General features: G+C 73.2%; 16 protein-coding genes and 2 pseudogenes. 11 read left to right on the top strand and 7 right to left on the bottom strand.

Annotated features, from left to right (window positions below; all coding sequences use genetic code 11):
* The first annotated feature begins 274 nt into the window (after window positions 1-274).
* Window positions 275-1,696, top strand: a complete 1,422-nt coding sequence (locus ACFY3U_RS19685; protein WP_387203426.1) for a M1 family metallopeptidase — start codon at window positions 275-277, stop codon at window positions 1,694-1,696.
* A 4-nt stretch (window positions 1,697-1,700) separates the two neighbouring features.
* Here ACFY3U_RS19685 and ACFY3U_RS19680 read toward each other — a convergent pair whose 3' ends face one another.
* Window positions 1,701-2,825, bottom strand: a complete 1,125-nt coding sequence (locus ACFY3U_RS19680) for an LCP family protein (protein ID WP_387203423.1) — start codon at window positions 2,823-2,825, stop codon at window positions 1,701-1,703.
* A 128-nt stretch (window positions 2,826-2,953) separates the two neighbouring features.
* Here ACFY3U_RS19680 and ACFY3U_RS19675 point away from each other — a divergent pair, with 128 nt between their 5' ends.
* On the top strand, window positions 2,954-4,648 hold the full coding sequence (locus tag ACFY3U_RS19675; protein ID WP_387203421.1) for a GMC oxidoreductase: 1,695 nt from the start codon (window positions 2,954-2,956) through the stop codon (window positions 4,646-4,648).
* Here the strand turns inward: ACFY3U_RS19675 and ACFY3U_RS19670 are convergent.
* Window positions 4,637-5,098 (bottom strand): GNAT family N-acetyltransferase, encoded by a 462-nt coding sequence (locus ACFY3U_RS19670; protein ID WP_387203418.1) that lies wholly within the window; start codon window positions 5,096-5,098, stop codon window positions 4,637-4,639. The two genes, ACFY3U_RS19675 and ACFY3U_RS19670, sit on opposite strands and share 12 nt — an antisense overlap.
* Window positions 5,099-5,276: 178 nt before the next feature.
* Here ACFY3U_RS19670 and guaA point away from each other — a divergent pair, with 178 nt between their 5' ends.
* Window positions 5,277-6,833: a glutamine-hydrolyzing GMP synthase gene (gene guaA, locus ACFY3U_RS19665; RefSeq protein ID WP_387203416.1), complete on the top strand. Its 1,557-nt coding sequence runs from the start codon at window positions 5,277-5,279 to the stop codon at window positions 6,831-6,833.
* Between the two features lie 121 nt (window positions 6,834-6,954).
* Here guaA and ACFY3U_RS19660 read toward each other — a convergent pair.
* Window positions 6,955-7,284: pseudogene (locus ACFY3U_RS19660) on the bottom strand (PspC domain-containing protein); the annotation flags it as partial.
* 144 nt (window positions 7,285-7,428) lie between these two features.
* Here ACFY3U_RS19660 and ACFY3U_RS19655 point away from each other — a divergent pair.
* The 3 genes from ACFY3U_RS19655 to ACFY3U_RS19645 all read left to right on the top strand — a co-directional run bounded on the left by ACFY3U_RS19655 (window position 7,429) and on the right by ACFY3U_RS19645 (window position 10,763).
* On the top strand, window positions 7,429-8,376 hold the full coding sequence (locus ACFY3U_RS19655; protein ID WP_387203413.1) for an NUDIX hydrolase: 948 nt from the start codon (window positions 7,429-7,431) through the stop codon (window positions 8,374-8,376).
* Between the two features lie 86 nt (window positions 8,377-8,462).
* Window positions 8,463-9,482, top strand: coding sequence for an NUDIX hydrolase (locus tag ACFY3U_RS19650; RefSeq protein WP_387203411.1), 1,020 nt, complete (start codon window positions 8,463-8,465; stop codon window positions 9,480-9,482).
* A 348-nt stretch (window positions 9,483-9,830) separates the two neighbouring features.
* Window positions 9,831-10,763 (top strand): CDP-alcohol phosphatidyltransferase family protein, encoded by a 933-nt coding sequence (locus tag ACFY3U_RS19645; RefSeq protein ID WP_387203408.1) that lies wholly within the window; start codon window positions 9,831-9,833, stop codon window positions 10,761-10,763.
* 61 nt (window positions 10,764-10,824) lie between these two features.
* Here ACFY3U_RS19645 and ACFY3U_RS19640 read toward each other — a convergent pair whose 3' ends face one another.
* The 3 genes and pseudogenes from ACFY3U_RS19640 to ACFY3U_RS19630 form a co-directional block, all read right to left on the bottom strand.
* Window positions 10,825-12,072, bottom strand: coding sequence for a phosphatidylserine decarboxylase (locus ACFY3U_RS19640; RefSeq protein ID WP_387203405.1), 1,248 nt, complete (start codon window positions 12,070-12,072; stop codon window positions 10,825-10,827).
* Window positions 12,073-12,391: 319 nt separating this feature from the next.
* Window positions 12,392-12,661: pseudogene (locus ACFY3U_RS19635) on the bottom strand (hypothetical protein); the annotation flags it as partial.
* Entirely contained in the window at window positions 12,658-14,400 is a 1,743-nt protein-coding gene (locus tag ACFY3U_RS19630; protein WP_387203403.1) for a PspC domain-containing protein, read from the bottom strand. The pseudogene ACFY3U_RS19635 and the gene ACFY3U_RS19630, both read right to left, overlap by 4 nt.
* Before the next feature lie 170 nt (window positions 14,401-14,570).
* On the opposite strand from ACFY3U_RS19630, the gene ACFY3U_RS19625 reads away from it, so the two are divergent.
* Window positions 14,571-15,836 (top strand): PspC domain-containing protein, encoded by a 1,266-nt coding sequence (locus ACFY3U_RS19625; protein WP_387203673.1) that lies wholly within the window; start codon window positions 14,571-14,573, stop codon window positions 15,834-15,836.
* Window position 15,837: 1 nt separating this feature from the next.
* The gene (locus ACFY3U_RS19620) at window positions 15,838-16,524 is read left to right on the top strand and encodes a response regulator (protein ID WP_387203400.1); all 687 of its coding nucleotides are present in this window, start codon (window positions 15,838-15,840) and stop codon (window positions 16,522-16,524) included.
* A gap of 5 nt (window positions 16,525-16,529) precedes the next feature.
* On the opposite strand, the gene ACFY3U_RS19615 is transcribed toward ACFY3U_RS19620, so the two are convergent.
* Complete coding sequence (locus tag ACFY3U_RS19615; RefSeq protein WP_387203397.1) at window positions 16,530-17,264, bottom strand: PIG-L deacetylase family protein; 735 nt, start codon at window positions 17,262-17,264, stop codon at window positions 16,530-16,532.
* A gap of 432 nt (window positions 17,265-17,696) precedes the next feature.
* On the opposite strand from ACFY3U_RS19615, the gene ACFY3U_RS19610 reads away from it, so the two are divergent.
* The 3 genes from ACFY3U_RS19610 (at window position 17,697) to ACFY3U_RS19600 (ending at window position 21,380) form a co-directional block, all read left to right on the top strand.
* The gene (locus ACFY3U_RS19610) at window positions 17,697-19,340 is read left to right on the top strand and encodes an ABC transporter substrate-binding protein (protein ID WP_387203394.1); all 1,644 of its coding nucleotides are present in this window, start codon (window positions 17,697-17,699) and stop codon (window positions 19,338-19,340) included.
* Window positions 19,341-19,489: 149 nt separating this feature from the next.
* Window positions 19,490-20,416 carry an ABC transporter permease gene (locus ACFY3U_RS19605; RefSeq protein WP_387203391.1) on the top strand — a complete coding sequence of 309 codons (927 nt, stop codon included), beginning with the start codon at window positions 19,490-19,492 and terminating at the stop codon, window positions 20,414-20,416.
* On the top strand, window positions 20,409-21,380 hold the full coding sequence (locus ACFY3U_RS19600; protein WP_387203388.1) for an ABC transporter permease: 972 nt from the start codon (window positions 20,409-20,411) through the stop codon (window positions 21,378-21,380). Before ACFY3U_RS19605 ends, ACFY3U_RS19600 begins: the two co-directional genes overlap by 8 nt.
* Window positions 21,381-21,384 lie beyond the last annotated feature (4 nt).

Raw genomic sequence — 21,384 nt, 5'->3', positions numbered from 1 at the left:
GGTTCCACCTTCCGCGACGGCGAGGGCCGTCGATCACGATCAGCAGAGGTGCGTCGTGGGGCGCCCGCCGAGCGCCCGCCGACGTAACGCGACCGGTCCGAGCTGTTCCGAGTGCGTTACATCGTGATGTCCGACACTAACGGCGGTGGCAGGCAAAAGAAAGTATCGAACAACGCAAACTTTTCCACTTATCAACGAAAGTGTGCCGGTGGACCGGATCCGGTCTGCCCCTCGCGCCGGCTGGCTAGGCTCGGACCGAGCCGAGGAGGAGTGGATGGTCCGGACCGGACGAACGCGGACCGGTCGCCGGGGCGTGGCGGTCGCCGTGGCGCTGTGCTGCCTGGTCGGGGCCGGCTCCGCCGGCTGCACCCGGGACGACGACGGCTACCGGCCCGGCGCCGCCGACGTGGGCGACCCGTACGTGCCCGGCCACGGCAACGGCGGGTACGACGTCTCGGCGTACCGGCTGCGGGTGCGCTACGACCCGGCCACCGACCGGCTCACCGGCCAGGCCACCGTGACCGCCACCGCCACCGCCGCGCTCACCCGGTTCAACCTGGATCTGGTCGGGCTGGACGTCTCCCGGGTCGCCGTCGCCGGGGCCGCCGCCGAGCACCGCCGCGACGGCGACGAACTGATGGTCACTCCACCGCACCGGCTGGCGGCCGGCACCGCCTTCACCGTCGACGTCGACTACGCCGGCGTGCCGGCCACCGTCCGGGACCCGGTGCTGGGCAGCGGCGGGTGGCTGCACACCGCCGACGGTGCGATCGCGCTCGGCCAGCCGGACTCGGCGGCCACCTGGTTCCCGGTCAACGACCACCCGTCGGACAAGGCGACCTACCAGGTCGAGGCCACCGTCCCGGCGGGACTCGCCGCGATCTCCAACGGGGTGCCCGGGCCGCGCAGCACCGCCGCCGGCTGGACCACCTGGCGGTGGACCGAGTCGTCCCCGATGGCCAGCTACCTGAGCACCCTGGTGATCGGCGACTACCGGGTCACCACCGGCACCCACGCCGGCAAGCCGCTGGTCAACGCGGTAGCGGCCGGGCTGCCCGCGGACGGTCCGGCCGCCCGGTCGATCGCCCGCACCGGGGAGATCGTGGACTTCCTGGCCAGCCGCTTCGGGCCGTACCCGTTCGACGCGTACGGCGGGGTGGCGATCGCCGACGACCGGGTCGGGTACGCGCTGGAGACCCAGTCCCGGCCGGTCTACGGGCCCGGCTTCTTCCGCTCGGGGCGGCCCGACGAGGCGGTCGTCGCGCACGAGCTCGCCCACCAGTGGTTCGGTGACAGCGTCTCGGTGGCCCGGTGGAGCGACATCTGGCTGAACGAGGGCTTCGCCACGTACGCCGAGTGGCTCTGGACCGAACACACCGGCGGCCGGACCGCCCAGCAGGCCTTCGAGCAGCGGTACGCGGTCACCGACTGGTCCAAGCCGTCGGTCGACCCGGGCCGGGCGGCGATGTTCGGCGACGCCGTCTACCAGCGCGGGGCGCTGGCGGTGCACGCGCTGCGCCGTACCGTCGGTGACGAGACCTTCTTCCGGATCCTGCGCGGCTGGACGGCGGCCCGTAAGGACGGCAACGCCACCACCGCCGACTTCGAGGCGTACGCCGAGCAGGTCGCCGGCCGGTCGCTGCGCTCCCTCTTCGACGCCTGGCTGGTCGGCGGCGCCGCCCCCGGCCTGCCGTGAGCGGTCATCTCGTCACCCGCAGCTCGGGGTGGGCGGCGAGGAACTGCTCCTCGTCGCCCGCCTTGAGCGCGGTGAGGAACTGCCGGCCGAGCGGCTTGAGCTGCTCGCCCCGGTAGGCGTTGCCGGTGCCCACCCCGTCGCCGGGCAGGGCGACCAGGGTGAACCGGGCCGGGTCCAGGCCGCCGAGGGCGTACGCCAGGTCGACGATCCGCGGGCCGCCCGCGTAGACCAGGGTGTCCCCGAGCGCGCCGGTGATCTGCTCGACCCGGGCCGGTTGCCGGGCCAGGTCCTCGGCCAGGATCTTGGTGGTCATCGCCTTGATCAGCTGTTGCTGGTGGCGCTGCCGGGCGTAGTCGCCGCCCGCGATGTAGCGCTGCCGGGCGTAGTCCAGCGCCTGCCAGCCGTTGAGGTGCCGCTCGCCCACCTGATAGACCATCTGCGGCCCGACATAGCCGCCGCCGGAGGGCGCCGCGTCCCGGTGCTTCCCGTCCGGCTTGCGGTGGATGGAGGTGACCTTCTCGTCGACGTAGATGTCCACCCCGCCGAGCAGGTTGACCAGCTTGTCGAAGCCCTGGAAGTTGATCACCGCGCCGGCGTCGAAGCGCAGCCCGGTGTAACCGGTGACCGTGCTGCGCAGCAGCTCGTACCCCTGGGCGGCGCTCGGATTCTTCGGCTTGCCGGGCACCCGGCTGCCGTAGCTCATCGCGTGGGTGAGCTTGGTCCGGCCACCCTGGTACCCCGACTTCGGGAACGCCGGAATGTCGACCAGCAGGTCGCGGGGGAGCGAGAAGAGGTACGCCCGGTCCAGTCCGGCCGGCACGTGCGCGATCAGCACCGCGTCGCCGTGCGGCTCCCAGCCCGGCACGCTGATCCGGGTGTCCACCCCGACCAGCAGCAGGTTGAGCGGGCCGGTGATGCCGGCGCCCGGCGCGGCGGTGGGGCTGGGCGTGGCGCTCGGGCTCGGGCTCGGGGTGTCGGTCGCGGCGACCGCGCCGGTGGCCCGGGTCCGCTCGTCGTCCCGGTTGAGCCGGCTGATCACCAGCGCCGCCACGGCCACCAGGACGACCGCGGCGACCGCGGCCGCGACCAGCACCCACCGAGGGCGGGCCGCCCCGTTCTGCTGAGTCATTCTCGTTACCCCCGTCTGCACAACGCTCCGTCGGGGGCCCCGGGTTGCGGCCTGATCGGCGGACGCTGTGCATGATCGCGCGAAACCGGGCACTGGCGCGATGGCTACCGGGCGGTAATGATGCGTCCATGCGGTACGACGTGGTCGTCATCGGTTCCGGCTTCGGCGGCGGCGTCACCGCGCTCCGGCTGGCCGAGAAGGGGTACTCCGTCGGCGTGCTGGAGGCCGGCCGGCGGTTCGCCGACGACGAGTTCCCGAAGACCTCCTGGTCGCTGCGGCGCTTCCTGTGGGCACCCGCGCTCGGCTGTTACGGCCTGCAGCGGATCACCCTGCTCCGGCCGGCCGACCGGCGTGCAGGCGGCGGCGTCATGGTGCTCTCCGGGGCCGGGGTGGGTGGCGGGTCGCTGGTCTACGCCAACACCCTCTACGAGCCGCTGGACGCCTTCTACGCCGACCCGCAGTGGCGGGACGTCACCGACTGGCGGGACGAGCTGGCCCGCCACTACGACCAGGCCAAGCGGATGCTCGGCGTCACCACGTACCCGATCCACACCGGCGCGGACCGGGCGATGCGGGCGGTCGCCGAGCGGATGGGGGTGGCGCACACCTTCCACGCCACCCCGGTGGGCGTGCACATCGGCCGGCCCGGGCAGCGGGTGGCCGACCCGTACTTCGGCGGCGCGGGGCCGGACCGCACCGGCTGCCTGCACTGCGGCTCGTGCATGACCGGCTGCCGGCACGGCGCGAAGAACACCCTGGTGAAGAACTACCTCTGGCTGGCCGAGCGGCTGGGTGCCACGGTCCACCCGCTGACCACGGTCACCGCCGTCCGCCCGGCCGCCGAGGGCGGATACGCGGTGCACACCGTCCGCACCGGGGCGTGGCCGCGCCGCCGGCAGGTGATCCACGCCGACCAGGTGGTCTTCGCCGCCGGGGCGCTCGGCACCCAGCGGCTGCTGCACGAGATGAAGGCCACCGGCGCGCTGCCGCGCCTGTCCGACCGGCTGGGCGAGCTGACCCGGACGAACTCCGAGGCGATCCTCGGCGCGTCCATTCCCCGCCAGCGGGCCCGGGCGCAGCGGACCGACTTCACCGAGGGGGTGGCGATCACCAGCTCGTTCCACCCCGACCCGCAGACGCACGTCGAGCCGGTCCGCTACGGCCGCGGCTCCAACGCGATGGGGCTGCTCCAGTCGCTGCTGGTCGACGGCGGCCCGCACCGGGTGCGGCGCTGGTTGGGCAGCATCGTCCGGCAGCCCCGGCTGGCCGCCGGCATGCTGTCGGTCCGGGGCTGGTCCGAGCGGACGGTGATCGCGCTGGTGATGCAGTCCGCCGACAACTCGCTGACCACCCGCTGGCGGCGCGGCCCGTTCGGCCGGCGACTGGTCTCCGGGCCGGGCCACGGCGCGCCCAACCCGACCTGGATTCCGGCTGGCAACCAGGCGGTCCGGCTGCTCGCCGAGGAGATCGGCGGTACGCCGGGCGGCGCGGTGACCGAGGCGTTCGACATCCCGATGACCGCGCACATCCTGGGCGGCGCGGTGATCGGCGCCACCCCCGCCGACGGCGTGATCGACCCCTGGCACCGGGTGTACGGCCACCCCGGCCTGCACGTGGTGGACGGCTCCGCGGTCTCGGCCAACCTCGGCGTCAACCCGTCCCTGACCATCACCGCCCAGGCCGAACGCGCGATGTCCTTCTGGCCCAACAAGGGCGACGAGGACCCCCGCCCCCCACTGGGCGAGCCGTACCGCCGGCTCGACGCCGTGCCGCCCCGGCAGCCGGCGGTGCCGGCGGACGCCCCGGCCGCGCTACGCCCCTGACAGCGGCCGGCGGAGAATGTGGTTGATCCCGAACACGGTGTCGCTGACCCGTACGTCGGTGTAGCCGAGCCGCTGGTAGAAGCCGTGCCCGGTGAGGCTGGCGCCGGTCTCCATGAACTCGTGCCCCTCGGCCCGGGCCGCCTCCTCGACGTGCCGCATCAACAGGCGGCCGATGCCGCGGCCGTGCGCGTCCGGGTCGACGAACATGGTGTAGACCTTGTTGCCGTCGCGGGACACGGTGCCGACCGGTCGTCCGTCCCGCTCGGCGACGTAGATCCGGCGCTCGCCGGCGAGCTCCCGGAACCGGTCGGCGGTGAAGTGGGCGCACATCCGCTCGATCAGCTCGGCCGGATAGTCGCGGCTGTTCACCTCGCGCAGGCACCGCACCACCAGCGCCGACAACGCCTCGCCGTCCTCCGGAAGGAACCCCCGGATCACCACCTCGGCCACCCCCGTGACGCTACCGCCGCAACCCCACTCGCGGAGCCCCGCGATCTTGCACATCCGGCCCCTGCTACGCGGCTTTTGTCCGCCTTGTCGAGGCGGTAGGTGCAAGATCGCGGAAAGTGGGGTCGGGTGCGTGGGGCGCGGGGCGGGGTGGGGGTGACTGTCGGTAGGCTTTGTGCACATGAGCACGCCTCGCCCCGTCCTCGTGGTGGACTTCGGAGCCCAGTACGCCCAGCTCATCGCGCGTCGGGTGCGCGAGGCGAAGGTCTACTCGGAGGTCGTCCCGCACTCCATGCCGGTCGCCGAGATGCTGGCGAAGAATCCGGCCGCGATCATCCTCTCCGGCGGCCCGTCCAGCGTCTACGCGCCCGACGCCCCGCAGATCGACGCCGGGATGTTCGACGCCGACGTGCCGGTCTTCGGCATCTGCTACGGCTTCCAGGCGATGGCCCAGGCGCTCGGCGGCACGGTCGCGAAGACCGGCAACCGCGAGTACGGCGGCACCCCGCTGCGTCCGCGCCTCACCGAGCCGGGTGTGCTGCTGCGCGACCTGCCGCCGGACCTGCCGGTGTGGATGAGCCACGGCGACGCGGTGACCCAGGCGCCGTCCGGCTTCACGGTGACCGCCGAGTCCGCCGGCGCCCCGGTGGCCGCGTTCGAGGATCTGGCCGGGCGCCGGGCCGGCGTGCAGTTCCACCCGGAGGTCGGGCACACCGCGCACGGCCAGGAGATGCTCGCCCGGTTCCTCTATGACATCGCCGGCATCGCGCCGACCTGGACGCCCGAGAACATCATCGACGAGCAGGTCGCCCGGATCCGGGAGCAGGTGGGCGACAAGGAGGTCATCTGCGGCCTGAGCGGCGGCGTCGACTCGGCGGTCGCCGCCGCGCTGGTGCACAAGGCCGTCGGCGACCAGCTCACCTGCGTCTTCGTCGACCACGGCCTGCTGCGCGCCGGCGAGGCCGAGCAGGTGGAGAAGGACTACGTGGCGGCCACCGGCATCAAGCTGAAGGTGGTCGACGCGGCCGATCGGTTCCTCGGCGCGCTGGCCGGGGTCTCCGATCCGGAGCAGAAGCGCAAGATCATCGGTCGCGAGTTCATCCGGGTCTTCGAGGCCGCCGCCCGGGAGGTCGCCGCGCACGGCGACGTCGAGTTCCTGGTGCAGGGCACCCTCTACCCGGACGTGGTCGAGTCCGGTGGCGGCACCGGCACCGCCAACATCAAGAGCCACCACAACGTCGGCGGCCTGCCGGAGGACCTGAAGTTCGCTCTGGTCGAGCCGCTGCGCACGCTCTTCAAGGACGAGGTCCGGGCGCTGGGCCTCCAGTTGGGCCTGCCCGAGGCGATGGTCTGGCGGCACCCGTTCCCGGGTCCCGGCCTGGCCATCCGGATCATCGGCGCGGTCGACCGGGAACGGCTGGAGCTGCTGCGCCGGGCCGACCTGATCGCCCGCGAGGAGCTGACCGCGGCCGGCCTGGACCGTGGTGTCTGGCAGTTCCCGGTGGTGCTGCTGGCCGACGTGCGCAGCGTCGGCGTGCAGGGTGACGGGCGCAGCTACGGGCATCCCGTGGTGCTGCGCCCGGTCTCCAGCGAGGACGCGATGACCGCCGACTGGTCCCGGCTGCCCTACGAGGTGATCGCCCGGATCTCCACCCGGATCACCAACGAGGTCGCCGAGGTCAACCGGGTGGTCCTGGACGTGACCAGCAAGCCGCCGGGCACCATCGAGTGGGAGTGACTCAGGCGGTCGGCGGCTCGGGCGCCGGCCGTGGTGCCGGCTCCGGGGTGGGCGGCACGGTGGCGATCGGCGTGGTGACCGCATCCGGCGCGGTGGGTGCCGGCGCGGTGGCCGGGACCGGCCCGGTGGGCGGCGCCCAGCCCGTCGGCCCGTGCCGCGGCGGGGCGGGGTGGGGCCAGCCGGCCGGCCCGCCCTGGGGCGCGGCACCCGTCGGGTGCGGCCAGGCGGGCGCGCCCGCCGGCTCCTCCGGCATCAGGAACCACATGATCGGGTACGCCAGCGCGGCGACGCCGCCGGTGAGCAGGGTCGCCACCGCGAAGACCACCCGGACCAGGGTGGGGTCGACGGCGAGGTAGCGGCCGAGGCCGCTGGCGACGCCGGCCACCATCCGGTCCGTGGTCGGTCGGCGCAGCTGCTTGTACGGGGCCTGGGGTGCGGTTGTCGAGGTCATGCCTCCACGGTGCGCCCCGGTGGCCCGGCCGACCTCGGTGACCGCCCCGATCCCTACCCTGATCGATCCCTGACGTGCCAGCGAAGAGTCAGGAATCCGACTCTGATCGATGGCGTTAACCCGCGACGGGGAGAATTGGGCTCCGTGACCACCTTGCTGGAGCCGCTCCGCAGGATCGCGGCATACGCAGTCTGTGCTGATTCGTCCGGCCGGGTTTTGCTGGTCCGCGCCTCCGAGCGCTCCGGCACCCCCGGCACGTGGTCGTTGCCGGGCGGCGCGGTCGACCACGGCGAGGATCCGCACCACACCGTCGTCCGGGAGACCGCCGCCGAGACCGGGCTCTCGGTCTCCGTCTCCGGGCTGGACGACGTCCTCGCCGACATGCGGTCGCTGCCCGAGCGGGGCATCACCATCCACACCGACCGGCTGCTCTACCGGGTCTCGGTGCGCGGTGGCACGCTCGCCGACCGGGTGGACCGGCCCACCGACCTGGCCCGCTGGTTCACCCTCGACGAGGCCCGCGAGCTGCCGTTGCGGGCGTTCACCGCGCGGGCGCTGGGGCTGCCGCCCTCCTCGGCGGACGTCGTCCCGCGGGAGGCGCCGGAGTTCCCCTCCTTCTACGCCGTGCCCGGCCCGGACGGCCTGCACCGCGCGCAGCGCTTCGCCGCGTACGCGGTGGTCACCGATCCGGAGGGTCGGGTCCTGCTCACCCGGATCTCCGACGGCTACCCCGGGGCCGGCCGCTGGCACCTGCCCGGCGGCGGCACCGACTACGGCGAGCAGCCCGGCGCCGCGCTGATTCGCGAGCTGGTCGAGGAGACCGGCCAGACCGGCCGGCTGGTCGAGCTGCTCGGGGTGGCCAGCCATCGGGACGCCGCCTCGCTCGGCCCCGAGGGTTACCCGATCGACTGGCACGGGGTGCGCGCCTTCTACCGGGTGGTGGTCGACCGGCCGGCGCCGCCCGTCGTCGGCGACGTCGGCGGCTCGACCTGCGAGGCCCGCTGGTTCGCCCGGGAGGAGCTGGACGCGCTGCCCACCGACCGGCTCACCGAGGTGACCGCCGAGGCGGTGCAGGCCGCCCGCCTGGGCTGAACCGTCGCGGGGTGCGGCACGCCGCACCCTCCCGGGCTAACCTCATGATCGACGTGGAGCGGCGCCGGGTCGGGGGGAGCGCGGGGATGGAACAGCAGCGCGGCATCGGGGCGTACGGGCTGTGCCGGGGCGCCGACGGGCGGGTGCTGCTCGTCCGCGGCGTGGCGGTGAGCCCGTACCCCGGGGTATGGCAGCTGCCGGGCGGCGAGCTGGCGCACGCCGAGCACCCGGAGCACGCGGTGGTCCGCGAGTACGTCGCGCAGACCGGGCTGCGGGTCGAGGTGACCGGGTTGCGCGCCGCGGTGGCCGACGTGGTGACCTTCGGTGAGCCGGGCGTCGCCCTGCACACCGACCGACTGGTCTTCGACGTCGCCCCCGCCACCCGCGACGACCCGGCCTCGGCGGCGGACGACCCGGCCTCGGCGGCGGACGACCCGGCCTCGGCGGCCGACGGCGCGGCCGCGGCGGACCCGGCCCCGCCGGCGGGCCACGCCACTCCGGCCGGCGGCGACGTCGAGCCGGCCGGGGCCGAGGCGCGTTGGTTCACCCTGGCCGAGGCGGCCGGGCTGCCGCTGCTGCCGTTCACCGCGGAGCTGCTCGGCCTGCCGGTCACCCCGCTGCCGGCGGGCTTGCCCCGGGCGACGCCGCCGGCCGCCCCGCCGCATCTGGACCGGCGCCGCCGGTTCGCCGCGTACGGGCTGGTCACCGACCCGGCCGGTCGGGTGCTGCTGACGATGATCGCGCCCGGCTATCCGGGCGCGGGGCAGTGGCACCTGCCCGGGGGTGGCACGGATCACGGCGAGCAGCCGGCCACCGGGCTGATCCGGGAGCTGGTGGAGGAGTCCGGGCAGCTCGGCCGGGTGCTCGACCTGTTGATGGTCGACAATCTGCACAGCCCGGCCGCCCTTGGGCCGGAGGGCCGACCGCTGGACTGGCACGGCGTCCGGGTGGTCTACCGGGTGCGGGTGGACCGGCCCACGGACGCGGTGGTGACCGAGCAGGCCGGCGGATCGACGCAGCGCGCCGCGTGGTTCACATCTGCCCAGCTCACGGGCCTGCGGCTGACCGAGGTCGCCGCGTCGGCAATCGGACGCGCGGGGCGATAGCGCCCGCTCGACGGGCCGCGGGTGGCCCCCTCCGGTACAGTCGTCAGTTGAGGCCGGCGAGGAAAATCGGGCGATGAGGCCCGACATGGGAATGAACGAGCGGTTCGCGCGGTTTAAGGGAGATATAAGTACCGCCGGCAGCTATCGCCATCCGCCACTTCCTGTGCAATGGTGTACTCCGCTTGAGACGGGCTGCCGGGCCTGAGCGGTCCGGCACGAGACAGCCGGACACCCGCCGACCAGGCGGCCAGCCGATCCGGTGATGGAGGAAACGTGCCGAGAGCCCCATGGCGCCGGCGTCGTACGACTGACAGTCCGCGCCCCGCAGGGCGTCGCTGGGCGGGCCGGTTGCGCCGCAGCAGCACGTTCGCCCGGCAGGTGCTGCTGGTCCGGGTGGGGCGCCGCGACGGCGACCTGCGGGCCGGCACCGACGTGGTGCTCCCCGAGCGGCTCGTCGACCGGCAGCGTCGTCGGTACGGCGTCGACCGGTTCGACCGGGTGCCGATGGAGCGCGCCGAGCTCGAGGCGATCATGCCGGTGAGCCCCGCGCTCGCCCCGTCCACCCCGGTGGACGACCCCTCGGCGATGTCGATCCCGCTGCTGCCCGGTGCCCGCACCCCGGCCCGCCGGATGAAGTTCGCGCTGGTCAACGCCTGCACCCTGGCCAGCCTGATGCTCGGCATCAACGCCATCTTCGTCGCGATGAACGGGCACGCCCGGATCGCCGCGCTGTTCCTGATCGCCTGCGTGGTCTTCGACGGCCTGGACGGCGCGCTCGCCCGCAAGCTGGGGGTGGCCAGCCCGTTCGGCGCCCAGATGGACTCCCTGGCCGACATGTGCTCGTTCGGCCTCGCCGCACCGGTGGTGGTCTACGCCTCGCTCGCCGGCTCGGCCCCGGCGGCCGCCGCCGCGGTGGCCGCGGCCCTGGTGGCGGCCTGCGCCGCGATCCGGCTCGCCCGGTTCAACGTCTCGCCCAAGGACGGCCGCTTCTTCTGCGGCGTGCCGACCACGATGGCCGCCGCGGTGCTCGCCCTGACGGTCGCCATCGGGCTGCCGCTGCCGGGCGTCGTGCAGATCGCCGGCGTGGCGCTGCTCGCCTTCGCCATGGTCTCCAGCTTCCCCTACGTGAAGCTCGCCCGGCTGGTGAAGCTGCCCCCGTGGCTCTGGCTGGCCCCGGTGGTGGGCGCGCTGGTCGACATCCGGCTGACCTTCGCCCTCGTGGTGGTGGGTTACCTGGTCAGCGGCCCGCTGCTTTGGCTGCACCAGCGCCGGGCCGTCTGACCCCGGCACGTACGTACCACGAGGGGCGCCGCGCGAGCGGCGCCCCTCGTCGTGTCTCTGCTCAGTGCCAGCGGGCGATCACGGTCGACCCGCCGAGCACCTTGTCACCGGGGCCGACCAGCGGCTCCGCGGCGTCCGCCGGCAGGTAGACGTCGGTGCGCGAGCCGAACCGGATGAGGCCGAACCGCTCGCCCCGGGCCAGCAGCGCGCCGACCGGTGCCCGCTGCACGATCCGCCGGGCGATCAGGCCGGTACGCTGCGCCACCACGACCGTGCCGTGGTCGGTGTCGAGCACCGTGTACGCCGCGACGTTGTGCTCGGCGTCCGGCTTCATCGCGTTGACGAAGCCGCCGTCGGCGACGAAGTAGTCGACCACCTTGCCGGCCACCGGCGAGCGGTTGACGTGCACGTCCAGCACCGACAGGAAGACCGCCACCCGGAGGAACTCGCCGTCGCCGAAGCGCTCGTCGCGCAGCCGCTGCACCGAGAGCACCCGGCCGTCGGCGGAGGCGACCACCGCCGACGGATCCTCCGGGACGTCCCGCTGCGGATCGCGGAAGAAGGCGGCAACCGGGGCGGCGGCCAGCGCCGGCAGCAGCCAGAGCTTCGACTTGGGCCGGGCCACCCGGGCGAGCGCGGCCAGCCCGAGGGTGATCCCGGCGGCGGCGACGCCGTTGGAGTCGAGGTGCATGCCGCGGGTCAGCGGCACGCTGGACGGCCGGTGCGCCGGGGCCAGCCGGGCGGCCAGCGCCGGGTCGGCCGGGGTGTAGCGCAGGTGGTGCACCCGCACCGGCGGGCTGTTGCGCAGCACCAGGTCGTTGCCCACCCCGTGCAGCACGCCCTGGCGGTCCAGCTCGGCGGCGGCGCCGGCGGTCCGGAACACCGGCGCGGCGACGCTGAGCACCGCGCCGTCGGTGAGGTACTTGGCCAGGCCGTCGACGACCGTCCGCGCCTCCTCGGCGGTCCCGGTGAACGGCTCGGCCGCGATCACCACCTCGGCGGCGTCCGCCTCGGCGAGCGAGTCGACGACGCGTACCCGGTCGGCCACCCAGCGGCCCTGGGCCGTCATGTGCTCGCGCAGCGTGGCGGCGTCGGTCGTCCCGGCCGCCACCACGGTCAGCGTGTCGCCGGGCAGCAGCGCGTCGACGGCCGCGGCCAGCACCGCGGACTCCGCGGCCGCGCCGACCAGCAGGGCGGTCTTCGGGTCGTTGCGCCGGGCCAGCTCGGTGACGAGGGTACGGGCGGCGCGCTCGCCGACGCGGACCGGGCCGGACGGGCCGGGCGTACGTACGGCGGGGGACTGGGTCATGTCGGGCGGGCTCCTGACGAGGTAGGACGGGCGGTACGCGGGGCCGGCCACCGCTTCGCCGGCGGGGCGGCGGACGGGTCGACGGCAGGTCGGCCGCGCCCGGCGGACGGCGGGTCGGCGGAGGCGGGGATCTCCACGCCAGCATACGAGCCGCGCGCCGGCCGGCGCGCCGCCGCGGTCAGGCGGGCGGCCGTTCGTCGGGGGTGTCGGCGGGGCGGTCCGGCACCGCGTCGACCGCCCGGTCGGTGACCGCCGCGGTGGGCCACTCGTCCGCCGCTCCGCCCGGCTCCTCCCGGTCGTCGGGTCGCCCGGCGGCCGGCCGGTCGTCGGCCACACCGCGCGGCCCGGTTCCGACGGTGGTCGGGGCGGGTGCCGGCGCGTCGGGTGGGACGCCCGGGTCGGCGTGCCGGGCCGAGCGCAGCGCCCCCAGCAGACCGAGCACCCCGACCAGCAGCAACGCGCCGGCCAGGAACCAGCCCACCGGCGGCAGGGCGAGCCCGAGGATCTGGGCGAGCAGCCACCAGGCGGAGAGCCCGAGGAAGAGCAGCCCGAAGGCGAGCGAGACGAGATCCGTGCGGTGCGCCCTCACCGGGTCACCTCCAGGTTGCCGGCGTTGACGTGAACGTACAGCCTCAGCTTGCCGCCGCCGGCGCCGTCCGGGCCGAGGTCGGTGACCTCCCGGTTGCGCTGCTCCACCCCGGCCGAGTGCTGGCCGAACACCGTCGCGTCCCCGGCCCGTACGTCGGTCACCGCGGTCACGTCCACGTTCGGCGGCACCACCACGGTCGCCGCGCCGAAGTTCACCACCACGGTGACCTCGGTGTCCCGTTCGGTGAAGTCCACCGCGCGCAGGTCGAGCGTGGCGTCGCCGAAGCTGTTCTCGTACCGGGTGGCCAGGTCGCGGTGGCTGGCGGGGGACCAGGTGACCCGGTCGTCCATGCCGCGGACCCGGTCGTAGGACTCCGCGACCGTGGCGATGGACAGGGCCACGGCGGTCAGCAGGCCCAGCGCGATCAGCCAGCGGGCCCGCCCGAACCAGGCACCGACCAGCAGGCCGAGCCCGATGGTGGCCAGCGCCGCCGCGAAGTAACCGGCCGCGCCGACCGGGAAGACGTCGAGCAGGTCCAGCAGGGCCACCACGCCGAGGGCGAGGAAGATGAGCGAGAAGGTGGCCGGGCCCAGCGCGGACCGCTCGCGCGGTCGCTTCGGCGGCCGGACCGGCCTGGGCGCCGCGGGCGGCGGCGGGGTGGTCCCGGCGTACGGGCCGCGCGGCGCGAACGGCGCCCGGTAGCCGGGCGGTACCGGCGGCACGGTCAGCGGCGCGGCCCCGGCCCCCGGCTGCCCGCCGGGAGCCGTTGACCACCCGGGCAGCTCACCGGGGCTCGCCCCGCCGGCCGGCCAGGCCGGCGGTTCACCGGTACGCGGTTCGCCCGCCGGCGACCAGGCCGGCAGTTCGTCGGTACGCGGTTCGGTCCCCGCCACCGGCCAGGCGGGCAGTTCTTCGGTACGCGTCCCGGTTCCCGCCGGCGCCGGGCCGGGCAGGTCTCCGGCGCGCGGCTCGCCCACGGGGGCCGACCAGGTCGGCAGCTCGTCCGTGCGGGGCTCGGCCGGCTGGCGTGCCAGGTCACCCGCGAGGGGCACTCCCGCCCCCGCTCCCGCCGCCGCGGGCGGTCCCGGCGCGAACGGGTCGGGCGCCGGCCAGCTCACCGGTGGCACCGGCCCCGGTGGCGCGGCCGGCGGCGCCGGGTACGGCTGCCCGGGCGGCGCCGACGCGTGGCTGTCCCGATTCAGCAGCAGCGCGCCGCCGATCAGGATGGCCGCGCCGAGCAGCACCGCCCGGAAGGCGTCGGTGACGATGTAGCCGAAGCTCACCGCGACCAGGATGCTGAGCACGATCACGGTGACCGGGGACATGCTGGACCGGCCCCGACCGAGCACCGACTCCAGCGGGGAGGCGCTGTCCCCCTCGCCGGGGATGATCAGCCAGGCGGCGACGTAGACCAGGATGCCGACGCCGCCGAAGAAGCCCAGCACCGCCAGGATGACCCGCCACAGCACCGGGTCGGTGTTGGTGGCCCGGCCGATCGCCGCGCAGACGCCGGCCAGGTAGCGGCCCTCGCGGGGGCGGACCAGGCCGTACCGCGAGGTGAAGCTGGCGCCGCCGGACGGCGGCGGGGGGTACCCGCCGGGTGGCGGTGGCGCGTCGTCGCCCCCCGTGGGCGACGCGGGCGCCGACCAGGTCGGGCCGGTCGCGGTGGGTGGCGCGGTGGGCGCCCCGCCCGGCTCGGTCGGCCCGGGGCGGGGCGACGGGGCAGCTTCCTCGGTCATGTCCCGATCCTGCTGCGCCGGGGGCCCGAGCGACCTCAGGAGCTGACCCTGACGCCACCCTGATATCCCGGCGGGCCGGATGTCCGGGGCGTCCCCGTGGTCCGCGGGCCCGTCCGCGTGGAACGATCGATCCGGTGCCGGAACCGACCGGCGTCCCCGCCGTACCCACCGTGACCAGGGAGCCTCCGATCAGCGCCGTGAGCCAGCCGCCCCGCCTCTACCGGGCGCCCCAGCACCGGATGGCCGCCGGGGTGGCGGCCGGCATCGCCGACCACCTCGGCATCCCGGTGCTGCGGGTCCGGGTGGCGTTCATGGTGCTGCTCGGCCTCAGCGGGCTGGGTCTGCTGCTGTACGCCGCGTTCTGGGCGGTGGTGCCGCTGCGTCCCGGTGACACCGCCACCCCGCCCCGGCGCGAGCTCGGCCAGCTGCTGCCGTTCGTGGCGATCGGGCTGGGCGTGCTGACGGTGCAGGTGCTGGTCTTCGACTCGGTCGGCGCGGCCGGCACCGCCGGCTGGCTGGTGGCGATCATCGCGGTCGGCGCCGGGGTGATCTGGCACCAGTCCGCCCCGGAGCGACGCCGGCAGTGGGGCGAGACGCTGCCCCTGCCCTGGCTCGGCGCGGTGGTGGAGGAGAGCGACCGGCGGGCCTTCGTGCTCCGCTTCGTCGGCGGTGGGGTGCTGGTCGCGGTCGGGATCATCGGCGTGGTGGCGGTCTACTCGCCGGTGCAGAACGTCGACGCGGTGGTCAACGGGGTGATCTTCGCGCTGGTCGGGCTGGCCGGCGTCGGCGTGGTGGCGGCCCCGGTGCTGTGGCGCACGTGGAACCAGCTCCGCTCGGAGCGGGAGGGACGCATCCGCGAGCAGGAACGCGCCGAGCTGGCCGCCATGGTGCACGACCAGGTGCTGCACACGCTCGCGCTGATCCAGCGCAACGCCACCGACGTCAAGACCGTCCAGCGGCTGGCCCGCGGCCAGGAGCGCTCGCTGCGCAGCTGGCTCTACAAGCCGACCGGCTCGCCCAGCGAGCGGTTCGCCGCCGCGCTGGAGCAGGCCGCCGCCGAGGTGGAGGACACCTTCGCGATCACCGTTGAGGCGGTGGTGGTCGGTGACCGGGAGACCGACGAGCGGGTCGGCGCGCTGGTCGCGGCGGCCCGGGAGGCCCTGGTCAACGCGGCCCGGCACGCCGGGGTGCAGACCGTCTCGCTCTACGCGGAGGTCGAGCCCGAGCAGGTGAGCGTGTTCGTCCGCGACCGGGGCAAGGGTTTCGACCCGGCTACCGTGGAGGACCACCGGCACGGCGTCCGGGGATCGATCGTCGGGCGGATGAAGCGGCACGGCGGCCGGGCGGAGATCCGGTCCGAGCCGGGTGAGGGGACCGAGGTCCGGCTGATCCTGCCGATCAGCGGCAACGGCTCCACGGCGGAAAGGGACAGCTGACATGGCGGAGCAGTCGATGGAACCGGTGGCGGAGGCGGGCGCCCGCGAGCAGCGGCTGCGGGTGTTCCTGGTCGACGACCACGCCATGTTCCGGGCCGGCGTCCGGGCCGAGCTGGGCGGGCACGTCGAGGTGGTCGGGGAGGCCAGCACCGTGGCCGAGGCGGTCACCCGGATCGCCGCGACCGGGCCGGACGTGGTGCTGCTCGACGTGCACATGCCCGACGGCGGCGGTCGCGCCGTGCTGGAGGCGATGCGGCGCAGCCATCCCCAGGTGAAGTTCCTGGCGCTGAGCGTCTCGGACGCCGCCGAGGACGTGATCGGGCTGATCCGGGCCGGCGCCCGAGGGTACGTCACCAAGACCATCTCGCCGAACGAGCTGACCGCGGCGATCCGCCGGGTGGCCGACGGCGACGCGGTGTTCAGCCCGCGGCTGGCCGGCTTCGTGCTGGACGCCTTCGCGGCCCGGCCCGACGCGCCGGTCGCCGACCCCGAGCTGGACCAGCTCACCAACCGCGAGCGCGAGGTGCTGCGTTTGCTGGCCCGGGGGTACGCGTACAAGGAGATCGCCAAGGAGCTGTTCATCTCGATCAAGACGGTCGAGACGCACGTGTCGAACGTGCTGCGCAAGCTGCAGATGTCCAACCGGTACGAGCTGTCCCGCTGGGCGGCGGACCGCCGCCTGGTCTGAGCGGGTCACTCGGTACGCAGCACGGTGAACGCCTCGGCCAGCCGGCCCGGGGGCAGTCCGGCGGCGTCGGCGACGGCGCTCAGCCGGTCGCGCACCCAAGCGTCCAGGTCGAGGTGGCCGGTCTGCGAGCGGTGGGCCCGCATGGCGGCGATCCGCTGCTCGACGTGCCGGGTGACGTCGACGACGTGGTCGGGGGCGGGGCCGCCGACGTACCAGATCTCCCGGACCAGCCACGGCTCGAGCCCCTCGGCGAGCAGGTCGGGGTGGGCGAAGGGGTTGCGGGCGTCCGGGTAGACGGCGCAGGTGGTTGCCTCGCCGACGGCGAGGTGGTCCGGGTGGCCCGGCCCGGTGAGCTGCTCCCAGCGGCGCAGCGGCGAGGTGGTGAGCACCCGGTCGGGCCGGAACCGGCGGATCGCGGCGGTGATGTCCCGCCGCAGCCCGACGGTGGGGGTCAGGATCCCGTCCGGGTAGCCGTCGAGGAAGCGCACCTCGCGCACCCCGACCTCGGCGGCCGCGGCGCGCTGCTCCGCCTCCCGCAGCAGCGGCATCCGGGCCCGCTCGGTGTCGTCGAACCCGCCGGCGTCGCCGCGGGTCACGATGAGGTAGCCGACCTCGACACCCTCGGCCACCCAGCCGGCGACAGTGCCCGCACAGCCGAAGTCCGCATCGTCCGGATGGGCGAAAACGGCCAGCGTCCGGTGGACGTCCGGGAGCGGGATCGCGGAGGGCGGGAAGCTCACGGGAACTCAGCCTAGGGCCCGGCCAGCGCGGGCGTGCCGAGATGTCCCACCTGCTCAGCGAGGGTGCACGGGGGACACATCATGATCTTTTCTCAAGTATCGGCAACGTGCCAGCCAACTAACGGCTTGATAACGGCACCTTCACGTAATGGGCCGGTTGGTGTCACAGTTGCAGCACCTCACCCCTGGCGCGAGGCACCCCGTACGTCAGCCGTCCACGGCACCGCTGGTCAACCCGCGGTTCGTGGCCGTCGAGCCTGCGTGGCGCCGACCGCGAGAGGTGTGGTGGCCCGGCGGATCGGTCCCCCTGGGGGTGTCCCGATTTCTCTGCGGTAAACCGGTGACCTGCGACATCGGGGTCGCTGGCGGCGTCACCCCCATACGTGCGTGAAACCCACGACGGAACTGGCTAGAAAGAGGAGGCCCCTCGGAATGAGAGTCTCGAAGCGGGCAACCGGCGCGATCGCGGTCGGCATGGCCGCCGCGCTGGTCGCCACCGGTTGCTCCAGCAGCGACAGCGGTGGCGAGAGCGACTCGGCCGCGACCGCGGATGGCGCGATCACCATCCACGGCGTGCAGCCGGAGAACCCGCTGGTTCCGGCGAACACCACCGAGACCGGTGGCGGCAAGATCGTCGACGACCTGTGGACCGGTCTGGTCGAGTACCCGAACGACGGTGGCGCCCCGCGCAACGCGCTGGCCGAGTCCATCGACACCAAGGACTCGAAGGTCTTCACCATCAAGATCAAGAAGGGTACCAAGTTCCACGACGGTACCGAGGTGAAGGCGGCGAACTTCGTCAAGGCCTGGAACTGGGCCGCCTACACCCCGAGTGGCGCCGCGAACGGCAGCTTCTTCTCGGACATCGCCGGCTACGACCAGGTCACCTCGGTGGACCCGGACGACGACGGCCCGCAGAAGGCGCCGGAGCCGAAGGCCAAGGAGATGTCCGGCCTGAAGGTCATCGACGACCAGACCTTCGAGGTCACCCTGTCCGCGCCGACCGCGGTCTTCCCGACCAAGCTCGGCTACAGCGCGTTCATGCCGCTGCCGGACGTGTTCTTCACCCAGAAGCCGGAAGACTTCGGCAAGAAGCCGATCGGTAACGGCCCGGTGAAGTTCGTTTCCTGGGAGGACAACGTCTCGATCAAGCTGACCCGCTTCGACGACTACAACCTGCGCGACAAGGTCAAGATCAAGGACGTCAACGTCAAGCTGTACCAGGACGAGAACGCCGCCTACGCGGACCTGGTCTCGAACAACCTGGACTTCCTGGAGTCGATCCCGACCGCCGCGCTGGCCGGCGACAAGTACAAGACCGACCTGGGCGACCGGGCCGCGAGCACGGTCATCCCGTCGACCGCGTTCATCGCGTTCCCGATCTACGACAAGCGCTTCCAGAACGCGAAGCTGCGCAAGGCCGTGTCGCTGTCGATCAACCGGCAGGAGATCTCGGACAAGATCTTCTTCGGCACCCGCAAGCCGGCCGACAGCTGGGCCAACCCGCTCACCCCGGGCGCCCCGGCCGGCAACTGCACCTCCTGCAAGTTCGACGTCGCCCAGGCGAAGCAGCTGCTGACCGAGGCCGGCGGCTTCCAGGGCGAGATGGTCTTCTACTACAACGGTGACTCCAGCCACAAGGAGTGGATGGAGGCCGTCGCCCAGCAGGTCAAGACCAACCTCGGCATCAACGCTCGCGCCGAGGGCATCCCGACCTTCGCGGTGTTCCGCCAGAACATCAACGCCCACAAGATGAAGGGCCCGTACCGCGCCGCCTGGCAGCAGGACTACCCGGACATCGAGAACTGGGTGAACCCGCTCTTCGTCAAGGGTGGCTCCTCCAACGACGGCCTGTACAGCAACCCGGCGGTCGACGCCGGTGCCAAGGCCGCCAGCGGCGCCGCGAGCCTGGACGCCTCGCACGAGAAGTTCGCCGAGGTGCTCAAGCTGGTCGACGCCGACGTTCCCACCATCCCGATCTACTTCTACGGCGTGCAGTCCGGCCACTCGGAGAAGATCAAGAAGTCTGAGGTCAACAACGTCGGTGAGCTGGACCTCTCCTCGGTCGAGCTCTGATCCGATCGCGCTGACCCCGGGTCGGGCTCGCCACATCCGGCGGGCCCGACTCGGGGCAGTTCCGCGAGCGGGTGTTACAAACATCCGCCTCGCACATCGTCACCACCGTGTCGGCCGTCCGACGCGCCCCCTGTCAGGAGGACCACCCCATGGGCCGTTATCTCGTGAGACGGCTGCTCCAACTCGTGCCGGTCTTCATCGGCACCACGTTCCTGATCTACTGGCTGGTCTGGTCGGTGCCGGGCGACCCGTTCGCCGGCAAGTGTGGTGAGCGTGCCTGTCCGCCCGCCTACATCGACTTCCTGACTGCCAAGTACCACCTCGACGAGAACGTCTTCGTCCAGTACGCGATCTACATGCAGAACCTCTTCCAGGGGGACTTCGGGCAGACGTACAACGGTCGGTCGATCAACGACATCATCGCCACGGCGTACCCCAACACGCTGAAGCTCGCCTTGGTGGCGCTGATCATCGAGGCCGTCATCGGCCTCACCGCCGGTGTGCTGACCGGCCTGCGCCGCAACGGCTTCCTGGACAACCTGGTGCTGGTCTCCACGCTGTTCCTGATCGCGCTGCCGGTCTTCGTGGTCGGCTTCGTGCTGCAGTGGCTGCTCGGCGTGCAGTGGGGCATCGTCAAGCCGACCGTCTCCAGCGAGATGCGGCTCTCCGAGCTGATCGTCCCCGGCTTCGTGCTGGGCAGCGCATCGACGGCGTACATCGCCCGGGTGGCGCGCACCAGCATCGCCGAGAACCGGCGGGCCGACTACGTGCGTACCGCGATCGCCAAGGGTCTGCCGATGCGCCGGGTGGTCGGGGTGCACCTGCTGCGCAACTCGCTGATCCCGGTGGTCACCCTGCTCGGCACCGACCTCGGCGCCCTGATGGGCGGTGCGATCGTCACCGAGGGCATCTTCGGCATCAACGGCATCGGCCGGCAGGTCTACCGGTCGATCGTCACCAAGGAGAGCGCTACCGTTGTCTCCATCGTGGTGGTGCTGGTGCTGGTCTACCTGCTGATGAACCTGCTGGTCGACCTGCTCTACGCCGCCCTGGACCCGAGGATCCGCTATGAGTGACCCCTCCACCGCCTCCACCGTCAGCACCCCCCGCCCCGAGGAGCCACGCGAGACCGCGACCCCGGCCGGTGCCGGGCTGCCCGCCGCCGGCGAGAAGCCCCGCGGCCTGCTCGGCGACGCCTGGCGCGACCTGCGCCGCAAGCCGCTGTTCTGGATCTCCGCCTTCTTCATCCTGCTGTTCGTGGTGATGGCGGCCGTCCCGTCGCTGTTCACCTCCGGCGACGCGGTGAACGGTAGCCTGACCAACAGCCTGGGCAAGCCGTCGTCGAACGCCTGGTTCGGCTATGACCTGCAGGGCCGGGACGTCTACGCCAGGACGATCTACGGCGCCCGCGCCTCGATCGTGGTCGCGCTGCTCTCGGTGGCCGGCACGCTGTTGTTCGGCGGCATGATGGGCATCATCTCCGGCTACCGCGGTGGCTGGGTGGACTCGCTGCTGTCCCGGATCGCCGACGTGTTCTTCGGCCTGCCGTTCGTGCTCGGTGCGATCGTCATCCTGACCACGTTCAACGGGTCCGGCACGAGCAACAGCAAGTGGAAGATCATGGGCCTGGTGATCGCCTCGCTGGTGGTGCTGAGCTGGCCGGTCGTGATGCGGCTGATGCGCTCCTCGGTGCTGTCCACCAAGGAGGCCGACTACATCATGGCGGCCCGGGCGCTGGGCGCGGGAACCGGACGGATCATCCTCAAGCACCTGCTGCCGAACTGCCTGGCTCCGCTGCTGGTGTACGGCACGATCCTGGTCGGCTCCTTCATCGGCGCCGAGGCCACGCTCTCCTTCCTGGGTGTCGGCCTGAAGAGCCCGGTCGTGTCCTGGGGCATCATGATCAGTGAGGCGCAGAACTACATCCGAGTCGCGCCCTACCTGCTCTTCTTCCCCGCCGCGTTCCTCGTCACCGCCGTGCTGAGCTTCGTCATGCTCGGTGAGGCCGTCCGCGAGGCCCTCGACCCGAAGCTCCGATAGGGGA

The organism is Micromonospora sp. NPDC000089, from assembly GCF_042899365.1.
Classification (GTDB): Bacteria; Actinomycetota; Actinomycetes; order Mycobacteriales; family Micromonosporaceae; genus Micromonospora.
The sequence above is the reverse complement of the archived record's forward strand: the minus strand, read 5'-3'. Positions and strand labels throughout refer to the sequence as shown.